The sequence below is a fragment of the Shinella granuli genome (assembly GCF_004341885.1).
Lineage (GTDB): Bacteria > Pseudomonadota > Alphaproteobacteria > Rhizobiales > Rhizobiaceae > Shinella > Shinella granuli.
On sequence record NZ_SLVX01000057.1, the window covers coordinates 1 to 10,984 of the forward strand.

Annotated in this window: 9 protein-coding genes and 1 pseudogene; 8 read left to right on the top strand and 2 right to left on the bottom strand. The window is 62.6% G+C overall.

The window, feature by feature from the left end; translation table 11 throughout:
• Positions 1-177 precede the first annotated feature (177 nt).
• On the bottom strand, positions 178-1,740 hold the full coding sequence (locus tag EV665_RS31295) for a D-aminopeptidase (RefSeq protein WP_133037169.1): 1,563 nt from the start codon (positions 1,738-1,740) through the stop codon (positions 178-180).
• A 59-nt stretch (positions 1,741-1,799) separates the two neighbouring features.
• The gene (locus EV665_RS31300; RefSeq protein ID WP_133037170.1) at positions 1,800-2,600 is read right to left on the bottom strand and encodes a helix-turn-helix transcriptional regulator; all 801 of its coding nucleotides are present in this window, start codon (positions 2,598-2,600) and stop codon (positions 1,800-1,802) included.
• Positions 2,601-2,741: 141 nt separating this feature from the next.
• Between EV665_RS31300 and EV665_RS31305 the strand changes: the two genes are divergently transcribed.
• The 8 genes and pseudogenes from EV665_RS31305 to EV665_RS31340 all read left to right on the top strand — a co-directional run.
• The gene (locus EV665_RS31305; protein WP_133037171.1) at positions 2,742-3,635 is read left to right on the top strand and encodes a proline iminopeptidase-family hydrolase; all 894 of its coding nucleotides are present in this window, start codon (positions 2,742-2,744) and stop codon (positions 3,633-3,635) included.
• A gap of 22 nt (positions 3,636-3,657) precedes the next feature.
• Positions 3,658-4,596: an ABC transporter permease gene (locus EV665_RS31310; RefSeq protein ID WP_133037172.1), complete on the top strand. Its 939-nt coding sequence runs from the start codon at positions 3,658-3,660 to the stop codon at positions 4,594-4,596.
• Positions 4,593-5,444 (top strand): ABC transporter permease, encoded by an 852-nt coding sequence (locus tag EV665_RS31315; protein WP_133037173.1) that lies wholly within the window; start codon positions 4,593-4,595, stop codon positions 5,442-5,444. The genes EV665_RS31310 and EV665_RS31315 overlap by 4 nt, the downstream gene beginning before the upstream one ends.
• The gene (locus EV665_RS31320; protein WP_133037174.1) at positions 5,441-7,120 is read left to right on the top strand and encodes a dipeptide ABC transporter ATP-binding protein; all 1,680 of its coding nucleotides are present in this window, start codon (positions 5,441-5,443) and stop codon (positions 7,118-7,120) included. The genes EV665_RS31315 and EV665_RS31320 overlap by 4 nt, the downstream gene beginning before the upstream one ends.
• A gap of 39 nt (positions 7,121-7,159) precedes the next feature.
• The gene (locus EV665_RS31325; RefSeq protein WP_064334896.1) at positions 7,160-8,677 is read left to right on the top strand and encodes an ABC transporter substrate-binding protein; all 1,518 of its coding nucleotides are present in this window, start codon (positions 7,160-7,162) and stop codon (positions 8,675-8,677) included.
• A gap of 141 nt (positions 8,678-8,818) precedes the next feature.
• Positions 8,819-9,008: pseudogene (locus EV665_RS31330) on the top strand (transposase domain-containing protein); the annotation flags it as partial.
• Positions 9,009-9,283: 275 nt separating this feature from the next.
• On the top strand, positions 9,284-9,874 hold the full coding sequence (locus EV665_RS31335; RefSeq protein WP_133037175.1) for a helix-turn-helix domain-containing protein: 591 nt from the start codon (positions 9,284-9,286) through the stop codon (positions 9,872-9,874).
• Positions 9,867-10,984: type II toxin-antitoxin system HipA family toxin (locus EV665_RS31340; RefSeq protein WP_133037176.1), on the top strand; the 1,118-nt coding region annotated here is incomplete at its 3' end. The genes EV665_RS31335 and EV665_RS31340, both read left to right, overlap by 8 nt.

A 10,984-nucleotide genomic window follows, 5' to 3' on the forward strand; every position in this document is an offset into this window, starting at 1 on the left:
CCGCTTATCAGCCTGCCAGCAGCAAGCTGACACTCATCCGGCCCTCGGGAATGAGCCGTGGTCGTCTAAGCTACACCACGTCCTGGGACACGATCCGTCAGTTAGACCAGGTGGGATGGCTGAACCAGCTCTGAAAGGGGAATGCTGCGCCATTGCCATATCAGAGAAATGTACTGTTCAGCCCACTTTCTCGTAGGCGATGTTCCTCGCCAGCCAGCAGCCGAGGATGAGGCCACGAATGTTTTCGGCGGCGTCCCTTTGGAGCTGGATGGTCCAGTCTCCGGGGGCGGGGGCGTCCATCGATCGCTGGCAGGAGAGGGTGAAGACGTCCTGGCCGACCGGGTAGATCGTGTGCATCGGGCCACGGCCCAGCACGCCTTCGAAGCGGCCGGACACTGCGGGGCCGGTCTTGTCGATTTCCAGCCAGGTGTCCAGTTCGCGGGAAAAATACCGTCCTTCCAGTTCTTCGGTGGCATTGCCGGTGATGCGCACCGCATTGGCGCTGAGGTTTTCGCCGGGGCGGGTCAGCCGGATGGTGTCGCCGTCCCGCGCCAGGGTCATCGAGGACGCCTCGGCGGTGTTCCCCGAGGTCAGGCGCAGCCGCTCGGGTGAGGTGGCGTAGTGCGCGTCGAGCATCGTGCCGTCCGTCTTCACGCGGAGGAGGAGGCCGTTCGTCCTGTCCAGATAGGTGCCGTTCCAGGCGGGATCGGCAGGGCTGATGGAGGCGGGCTCGTCGTCATGGCCGAGGGCCGCCTGCAGCACCATGCGGGCAGCCTCATGCGCGTCCGCCTCATGGTTGAAGAGCACGACCACCGACAGGCGCTCCGATGCCGCATGCATGCGCTGGAGGCGGAAGCCGCGCAGCGCGCCGCCGTGCCCGGTCACGGCAACCGCATCCACCTTTTCGTGCACAAGGCCATAGCCGTATCGCGCGGCCGTGCCGTCGCTGAACGACTGGGGCTGCGACAGGCGTCGATAGAGCCCTTCCGCGTCGTCACGGGTCGCATCGATATGGCGTTCCCAGGCCAGCATGTCTTCCAGCGATGCCGAGATGCCGGCATCGCCTGTCCAGTAGATGCGGTTGGTGGCGGGGAAGAAACCGACCGCGTCATTGCCTTCATAGCCGACGACGCCATCCACAGGCTGGCTGGTGTCGGCGGTCAGGAGGGCGGTTTCCATGCCGGCGGGTCCGAAAAGCCGCTCGGCATACAGCTCCGCAAGGGACCGGCCCCCAAAATCCTCGAGCAGGTCGGACAGGATGCGGAAATTGGCGTTCGAATAGGAATAGCTGCTGCCCGGCTCGAAATGGGTGGTGCGCATCCTTGCGAGAAGCCGCCCGGCGTCGTCCCGGCCGAAGACACCTTCGGGATGGGCGCCCTGCACCACGGTCAGCGCCCAGTAATCGCGCAGGCCCGACTGCATGTTGCAGAAGTCGACGATGCTCGGCTTGCGGCCTTCGAGCCGGGGCAGGAAATCCGCCACGCGTCCGTCGAGGCGGGAAGGGTCTCCCACAAGGTCGAGAAGGACGCCGCAGGTGAACTGCTTGCTGATCGAGCAGATCGGCAGCCGGGTGGTCGTCGTCATGGCCTGGCCGCTCGAAAGGTCGGCATATCCCCAGGCCTGTCGCGCCAGCACCTCGCCGTTCGCCACGACGCCCGCGACGCCACCCGGCCCCCTGAATTTTCCAGGCAGGGCCTCGAGCGCCCGTTTCAGGGATGAAAGATCGACCTTGCTCGCCACGGGAGCCCCCCACTCTGTTACGTAACCGGAGCGGAAGTGACGATACCCTGCGGCAGAAGTCAATTTCTTGCGGCTGTGTCCGCATGGGGAGGGGGCGCTTCGGTCGGGCCGAGCAGGCCGTAACGCACCGCCATCGCAGCCGCCTGGACGCGGTTGCGCGCACCCAGCTTCCTTGTCGCCGTGCTGAGATGGAGGACGACCGTCGGCACGGAGCGGCCGATGAGGCGCGAAATCTCCTTGGCCGAATAGCCGTCGGCACAGTAGAGCAGGCATTGCTGTTCCCGCGCCGTGAGACGGATCGGTGCAGGGCCTGGCACGGTATCGGCATAGGCCGGGTACGCGGCCTCGTGGAAGACCTGGGCGAGGAGGCCGAAGTCGGCAATGTTGTGCAATGCATCGGCGGCGGTGGCGCCCTGCGCCAGCGTGCCGGTCACCGTGGCATAGCCGCCATGCGGCATATGGATGGGCACGGTTACGCCGGCCGGCATGTCATTGTCGAGCAGATAGCGCGCCACCGGTTCGGTCTTCGAGGTCACGAAGCGACGAATGCGCGTATCGGCCCCCGGCTCGTAGTTCCAGAAGAAGGGCACCGATGTGCGTGCGGCGAGCAATTGCACCGGATCGATGAGGAAATAGCCGCGGTCGCACCAGTATTCCTGCATGCCGCTGGCGATGTTGCGCAGTTTCATCAGGGACGGGATGGCGATATGGCCATTGGGACCCATGGGAACCGGCGTATAGTCATAGATCATCGCGCCGAAGCCGAGCGCCTTCATGGCCTCGAAGGCATGGTCGATGCGGCCCTCGAGGGTCTGGTGCCGGGCGAACTGGTGCCTGATGATCTCAATCCGGTCGAGCATGGCTGTTGCCAGTCTCCTTCATTCCGAGGGAAGCACCATCGAACCTATCATTTCTTATAGCTGGTGGAAGCATGGCTGACGAATAAACTTGCCTGGGGCGGCGCACGGAAAGCGCGTGTGCCGCCGTGGCAGGAGGACGGCATGTGGCGTGAGATCAACCCGGATGAACAGATCGATATCGACGTCGACGGGCATCGGGTCAGGGCCTATAGTTTCGGCACGGGCGCGGATACGGTCCTGTGCCTCAATGGCGGGCCGGGCCTGCCGTGCGACTACCTGCGGGAAGCCCATTCCTGCCTGATCGACCATGGATACCGGGTCGTCGCCTTCGACCAGCTGGGAACGGGCGCCTCGGACCGTCCGGACGACGCCTCGCTCTGGACAATCGGCCGCTATGTCGCCGAAACCGAAACCGTGCGGCGTGAGCTCGGCCTCGGAAGGGTGCATATGCTGGGCCATTCCTGGGGCGGATGGCTTGCCATCGACTATGCGCTGACGCACCCTGAAAACCTTGCCTCGCTCATCCTCGCCGACACGGTCGCGGACATACCGCATCTCGTCTTGGAGCTTGAGCGGCTCCGGGCCGCGCTCGGCTCCGAAACGGTCGCCATGATGCAGAAGCATGAGGCCGCGGGCACGCTGGATCACCCCGAATACATGGCGGCCATCACCCTGCTCAACTATCGCCATGTCTGCCGCCTGCCGGAATGGCCGGCGCCCGTGCGCCGCTCGCTCGACGACTGGAACATGGGGCCGTATGTGACCATGCAGGGGCCGAACGAGTTCCTCTATACCGGCAATCTCAAGGACTGGAATCGGGTGCCGGATCTGCCGAAGATCAAGGCGCCGGTGCTCATCATCAATGGCGAGCACGACGAGTTGACACCCGCCTGCGCTTTGCGCATGAAAACGGCCATGCCCGAAGCGGAAGTGAGCATCATGCGCAATTCCAGCCACATGCCGTTCTACGAGAATCCCGAAGACTATTACCGCGTGCTGGTCGATTTCCTGTCGCGCCACCGGGCAAGCGCATGACGCGCCTTAGGCGAGGTTGAGCATGCACCGGTACAAGTTCGTCCTCTATCGCCCGATTCAATTCCTTCCGGTGCTGTTCGGCATCAGCGTCGTTACCTTCGTGCTGGTGCGGTTCATTCCCGGCGATCCTGCCCGGGTTCTGCTCGGCGCGCGGGCGACACCTACGGCCATCGCCAACATCCGGCGCCAATACGGCCTCGATGAGCCGATGTGGCTGCAATATTTCTACTTCTTGAAAAACCTGCTCAACGGTGAGATGGGCAAGTCGATCCTCTACAAGATCGACGTGCTGAAGCTCATCCTGACCCGGATCGAGCCGACGCTCGTGCTGGTGCTGGCAAGCGTGGTGCTTTCAGTGCTGATCGCCGTGCCGATGGCAGCGCTTGCCGCCCGCAATCACGGTCGGTTTGCCGATCACGCGGTGCGCGTCATTTCGACCGCCGGCATCGGGTTCCCGCCCTTCTGGCTGGGGCTGATGCTGATCATCCTGTTCAGCGTCAATCTGGGCCTCCTGCCGGTTTCCGGTTATGGCGAGACCCTGGGCGCGAAGGTCGCCCACCTGGTCCTGCCCAGCCTGACGATCGCGCTGTCGCTTTCGACCGTGCTGACGCGCAGCTTGCGGGCGGCGATGGTGGAAGGCCTGCGCTCGGACGTCGCGACCGCCGCGCGGGCGCGCGGCATGCCCGAACGTGTGGTCTTCTGGCGCCATGTCGTTCCCAATTCGATGGTGCCGACCATCAACCTGCTCGCCGTCAATATAGGCTGGCTGATCGGCGGGACGGTGGTCATCGAAAGCGTGTTCGCCATTCCCGGCATCGGCCAGCTCCTGGTGCGGGCGATCTTCTCGCGCGATTACATGGTGGTGCAGGGCGTGGCGATGGTGCTTGCCTGTGCCACCGTGCTCATCAATCTCATCGCCGACATCGTGACCGTCGCCGCCGATCCGCGGGTGAAGCTATGAGCGCGCGGACGATCGGCGGAAAATGGATGGGCTGGCAGGGACGACTCGGCCGCCAGCCGGCCTTGATGTTCGGCGCGACGATCCTGATCGCCTTCGTGCTGATCGCACTGCTCGCGCCCTATGTTTCGCCCTATGATCCGATCCTGCAGAATGCCGAGGTCCGCTTGCAGGCCCCTTCCTGGGCCCATCCGTTCGGAACGGACAATTTCGGCCGCGACGTTCTCTCGCGGGTCATCTGGGGCGTGCGGATAGATCTCCAGATCGCGATACTGGGTGTCATCTTCCCCTTCATCATCGGCACGCTGGTCGGCACTGTGGCGGGGTTTTTCGGCGGGATCGTCGATACGCTCTTCATGCGGCTCGTCGATATCATCCTGGCGTTTCCCTTCCTCGTGCTGGTTCTGTCGATCATCGCCATTCTCGGGCCGGGCCTCGGCAGCTTCTATATCGCGATGGCGCTGGTCGGATGGGTCTCCTATGCGCGGCTGATCCGCGCCCAGGTGCTCGTCCTGAAGAGCAGCGACTATGCCGTCGCAGCCGTGAGCCTCGGGTTCAGCCGCACGCGCATCATGTTCCGGCATCTCCTGCCGAACGCGATCGCGGGCTCGGTGGTGTTCTCGATGTCGGACGCCGTGCTCGTCCTGCTCAACGGGGCGGCCATCAGCTATCTGGGGCTTGGCGTCCAGCCACCGATCGCGGAATGGGGCATCATGGTCGCCGAAGGCCAGCCCTTCATCACGACCGCCTGGTGGATCACCCTGTTTCCGGGCCTGTCCATCGTCATGCTCGCCTTCGGCTTCAGCATGTTCGGCGATGCGCTCGGCGATGCTCTGGGGGTGAAGGAATGAGCGCCCCCGTCCTCAGCGTCAGGGACCTCACGGTCACCTTGAACCTGCCGGGCGCCGCGCCGCGCATGCTGCTCGACAAGGTTTCGCTCGAGCTCGGCAAGGGCGAGGTGCTCGGGCTGGTCGGCGAAAGCGGTTCGGGAAAGAGCCTGTTCTGTCGCACGCTGGTCCGCCTTCTGCCATCCCGGAACATGCGGATCACGGACGGCCGCATCCTGCTTGGAGATGAGGACCTGGCCAGGGCGAGCGAGGCGCAGATGCTGGACGTTCGCGGCGGGAGGATCGGGATGATCTTCCAGAATCCGACCAGCCATCTGGATCCGGTGATGACGATCGGCGACCAGTTGACCGAAGGGATCCGGTTTCATCAGGGGCTGGATGCCCGTGCCGCGCGCAAGGCGGCGGTCGCGATCCTGCACCAGATCGGCTTTCCCGAGCCGGAGCGGCAGTTCGACGCCTATCCGCACGAATTTTCCGGTGGCATGCGCCAGCGCGCGATGATCGGCGTCGCGCTGTCGTGCAATCCGGAGATCCTGATCGCCGACGAGCCGACGACCGCGCTCGACGTCACCATCCAGGCACAGATCCTGCAATTGCTGATGGACATACGCCGTGAGCGCGACCTGTCGATCATTTTGATCACCCATGATCTCGGCATCGTGGCACAGACCTGCGATTGCATCGCGGTCATGCGCGAAGGCCGGCTCGTCGAGCAGGGCAGGAAGCGCGACCTGCTGCGCGCGCCCGCCCATCCCTATACGAAGGCACTCATCGGCAGCCACCCATCGATGCCGCCGCCTTCGACAGGGCAAGGGGCGGTAGCCCCCAAGGCTATCGGGACGCCGGCGGACAAGCCTCTCCTGGAGGTGGACGATGTCAATGTCCGTTTTGCCGGCACGGGCAGCCTGTTCGGCGGACGGTCCGGCGCGGTCCATGCGGTCGCGGGCGTCTCGCTCAAGATCCTGCCGGGCGAGACGGTCGGCATCGTCGGTGAATCGGGCAGCGGCAAGAGCACCCTGGCGCGGGCGATCCTGGGGTTGACGCCGATCGCCTCCGGCAATGTTGTCTTCGACGGAACGAGCCTGCGCGAGGATCGCGCCGCGTTTCTGGGTCGGCTACGCCGCGAGACGGCGATGGTCTTCCAGGATCCGTACAATGCCTTGAACCCTCGTCTTTCCATCGGCGATATGCTGACCGAGGTGCTGAAGGTTCAGGGCCGCACGCCGGCTGCCGATATTCCGGCGCGGGTCGGCGAATTGCTCGATCTCGTCGATCTCGGCCGCGAATTTGCCGCGCGGCGACCGCGTAGCATGAGCGGCGGCCAGTGCCAGCGGGCCGGGATCGCCCGCGCCCTGGCCGTGAACCCGCGCCTGATCATCGCCGATGAGAGCACGGCGGCCCTCGACGTCACCATCCAGGCGCAGATCCTCGATCTGTTCCGCGTGCTGAAGCGCAAGATGAACCTGACCTTGCTGTTCATCGCGCATGATCTCGCCATCGTGCGCAGCCTCTGCGACCGGGTCGTCGTCATGCATCGCGGGCATATCGTCGAGCAGGGAGCCTCGGCGCAGGTCTTCGAGCATCCGGCAGAGCCCTATACGCAGGCGCTGATCCGCGCCATTCCCGATATCGACCCGGACAAGCCGCTTCTGCCGCAGGCGGCACGGGAGGTTGCATAGGCGAAAGTGACATCCAGACCAATCAGAAGGGAACAGACGATGAAGAACAAATGGATGAAAATGAGCGTGGCGGCCGTGATGGCCGGCCTGTCGTTCGGCGCGGGCATTGCCGAGGCGGCGGGAGTGCTGACCATCGGCCGGCGCGAGGATTCGACGACCTTCGACCCGATCAAGACGGCGCAGAACATCGATTTCTGGGTGTTCTCCAACGTCTATGACGTGCTGATCCGCGTCGACAAGTCCGGCAAGGAGCTGGAGCCGGGCCTGGCGGAAAGCTGGACCGTTTCCGAGGACGGGCTGACCTATACCTTCAAGCTGCGCGACGCCAAGTTCTCCGATGGCTCGCCCATCACCGCGGACGATGCCGCCTACAGCCTCCTGCGCATCCGCGACGACGAGGGCTCGCTGTGGAGTGATTCCTACCAAGTGATCGATACGGCGACGCAGGGCGAAGACGCGCGCACCCTGGTGGTGAAGCTGAAAACCCTTTCGGCGCCGTTCCTCGCCTCGCTTGCCATGCCGGGCGCCTCGATCCTGTCCAAGGCAGGGCTCGAATCCATGGGTGCCGACGCCTATGCCGAAACCCCAATCGCCTCAGGCGCCTTCACGCTGAAGGAATGGCGTCGCGGCGACCGCGTCATCCTGGAGAAGAACCCCAATTTCTGGGAGGCTTCCCGCGTCAGCCTGGATGGCGTCGAATGGATTTCGGTACCCGACGACAATACCCGCATGCTGAACGTGCAGGCGGGGCAGCTAGACGCCGCCCTCTTCGTGCCCTTTTCCCGCGTGGCCGAATTGAAGAAGGATCCGGAGCTGGTCGTCACGCAGGACACCTCGACCCGCGAAGACCATCTTTTGATCAACCACGAGCACGGCCCGCTCGCCAAGAAGGAGGTGCGCGAGGCGCTCGACATGGCGATCGACAAGCAGGCGATCGTCGACACCGTGACGTTCGGCCTGGGCGAGGTCGCCAATTCCTACATCCCCAAGGGCGCCCTCTATCACGACGACAATGCGCTTCAGCGCCCCTATGATCCGGAAAAGGCAAAGCAGATGCTGGCGGATGCCGGCGCTGCCGACCTGACGCTGAACTATGTCGTCAATGCCGGCAACGAGGTGGACGAGCAGATCGCCGTTCTGCTGCAGCAGCAGCTTGCGAAGGCCGGCGTGACCGCGAACCTGCAGAAGGTCGATCCGAGCCAGAGCTGGGACATGCTGATCGCCGGCGATTACGACCTCTCGGTCATGTACTGGACCTATGACGTCATCGACCCGGACCAGAAGACGACCTTCGTGCTCGGCCACGATTCCAACATGAACTACATGACGCGCTATCAGAACGAGAAGGTGAAGGAACTCGTGGCCGATGCGCGCATCGAGATGGATCCGGCCAAGCGCGAGGCGATGTACATGGAGATCCAGAAGACCGCCAAGAGCGACGTCCACTGGATCGATCTGTACTATAGCCCCTTCATCAACGTCACGCGCAAGAACGTCCAGAACTTCTACCAGAACCCTCTCGGGCGCTTCTTCCTGGAAGATACCGTGAAGAACTGAGACCTTACGCCTTGCCGTGCGGTATTACCCCGCACGGCGAGGCGGTAAGCCTGCGAACCATCACCGGATTCGCTCGCAGAGAGGTCGTGTTGCGTAAATTTGCCCAGATACTTTTGATCGCCGTTATCGCCATAGTCGCCGCTGTTCGCCGGCTTGGATGCTGGGGGGCGAGCGCGCGACCGTCATCTATACCATGATCGAAACATGCCGCATGAATGGCATCGATCCGCAGGCCTACCTGGCCGACATCATCGACCGCATCGCCGATCACCCGGCCAACAAGGTCGATGAACTGCTCCCTTGGGACTGGGTGCCGCAAGTGCGTCAATAAGTGTCCACTTGCCTCTAAGTGGACACTTGGCCTTCGGCGTCGCATCAAAACGCGACCATCACGTCACGCTTACGTTCCGACCCCTAACTGGGACGTTAGAAAAGTCGATTTGCCTGTGCCCGGCCATCCTACAGGGGCTGCTCGAACTAATTTGATATATTATAATATATGAATTTCTCGAATAATACGCTATTGAATATCATTATTGTCAATGCTGGTAGAAGTTCCTATATATTATCCTGTATGAATGGCTACATGTGATACAGGATCATGTTATGTCGTATAAGACCGAGCACATCACCCAGCAGATACGCGCAGTACGCGAGGCTAGGAACATGAGCCAGCGCGAGCTAAGTGCGCGCTCGGGTCTGACGCAAAGCCATATTTCCCAGATAGAGCGGGGCACAATGGAGCCGGGGCTTTCCAGCCTCGTGGATGTCGCGCGCGCGCTCGATCTGGAGATCGTGCTTGCACCGAAAAAGCTCATGCCGGCGATCGGTAATATCCTGGGGAGTGCATCGGTCACCGGCGACATGCTGACTTCACAGCAGCGCAAGTTGGTCAGGCGCCTCGAGCGCTGGCTGGCGAAGGGGAGGGAGCAGTTCACCATCTCCTCGGAGGCAGATACGCTCAAAGACAGCCTCGCGCTCCTGCGCCATCTGCCGCTATCGGCCGACGAGCTGGACAGGCTCAGGGACGTGTCCCTTCAACTGGATCATTGGCAGGATGATCCGCCAACCAGCAAGGCGCTGGGCGAGTTCGCGCGCGCCATAAGACACCTGCGTAATGCGGCAGTGCATCGCGACCGCGATGACGCCGTTCCTCGTTCGGCCTATGCGCTGGATGAGGAGGACGAAGATGCCTAAGGTCACCGTGCTGGATGTCAGGCTGTACGGCGAACTGATTGCGACCCTGACCAACCTGCAGGACGGACGCACCATCTTCGCCTTCAACGAGGCCTATATTGAAGACGAAAGTCGACCCACGCTCAGCCTCTCCTACAAGGATACGTTCGGCGCGCTGGTTACAAAGTTCCGACCGTATAACATGGTTGTGCCACCTTTTTTTTCGAATCTTTTGCCGGAAGGGCCGCTGCGCAGGTATCTCGCTGATCGTGCCGGCGTGAAACCAACGCGAGAATTCTTCCTGCTGTGGATGCTGGGCCGCGACCTGCCGGGTGCTGTGACCGTGCATCCCTCCGAAGGCGATGATACGCCTCCGGACGACGAACTCGACGGGATCGAAGCACGACCAAACGCGCTGCGTTTTTCGCTGGCCGGCGTGCAGCTGAAATTCTCGGCGTTCAAAAACGACGGCAAGGGCGGCGGACTCACCATTCCGGCGGAAGGAACGGGTGGTTCGTGGATCGTGAAACTGCCGTCGCAGCAATATAGCGGCGTACCCGAGAACGAGTTCTCGATGATGACGATCGCCAACCTGATGGGCATGCATGTACCCCAAATCCAGCTGGTCGATCTCAATGCCGTCAGCGGCCTGCCGCAAGGCATTGGCGAGCTGCAGGGGCAAGCGTTGGCGATCAGACGTTTTGACCGCACAGCGGACGGACTGATCCATATCGAGGATTTCGCGCAGATATTCGGTGTGTTTCCCGATCACAAATACGACAAGGGTAATTACCGCATGATCGGTCGCGTCCTAGGAATCGAGACGGGGGCGGCCGATGTCGCCGAGTTCATCCGGCGGCTCGTGTTCAGTACCCTGATCGGTAATGGTGACATGCATCTGAAGAACTGGTCGCTCATCTATCTCGATAGGCGAACACCGATGCTTTCCCCCGCTTACGACCTGCTATCGACGATCCCCTATATCGAGGGCGAAGACACGGCGGCGCTGAATTTCTCGCGCACGAAGAAGATGGCGAGAGGTGGCTCGGTTTGTCTGAACAGCTTCGGGCGTTTCGCTAAGTGGATTTCCGCCTCGATTATGCCGCCACCATCATTGGTGTCAGCGCGTTG

Coding starts and splice junctions, on each gene's coding strand:
- EV665_RS31300 (WP_133037170.1), bottom strand. CDS start 2,600: ATGCTCGACCGGATTGAGATCATCAGGCACCAGTTCGCCCGGCACCAG.
- EV665_RS31305 (WP_133037171.1), top strand. CDS start 2,742: ATGTGGCGTGAGATCAACCCGGATGAACAGATCGATATCGACGTCGAC.
- EV665_RS31310 (WP_133037172.1), top strand. CDS start 3,658: ATGCACCGGTACAAGTTCGTCCTCTATCGCCCGATTCAATTCCTTCCG.
- EV665_RS31315 (WP_133037173.1), top strand. CDS start 4,593: ATGAGCGCGCGGACGATCGGCGGAAAATGGATGGGCTGGCAGGGACGA.
- EV665_RS31320 (WP_133037174.1), top strand. CDS start 5,441: ATGAGCGCCCCCGTCCTCAGCGTCAGGGACCTCACGGTCACCTTGAAC.
- EV665_RS31325 (WP_064334896.1), top strand. CDS start 7,160: ATGAAGAACAAATGGATGAAAATGAGCGTGGCGGCCGTGATGGCCGGC.
- EV665_RS31335 (WP_133037175.1), top strand. CDS start 9,284: ATGTCGTATAAGACCGAGCACATCACCCAGCAGATACGCGCAGTACGC.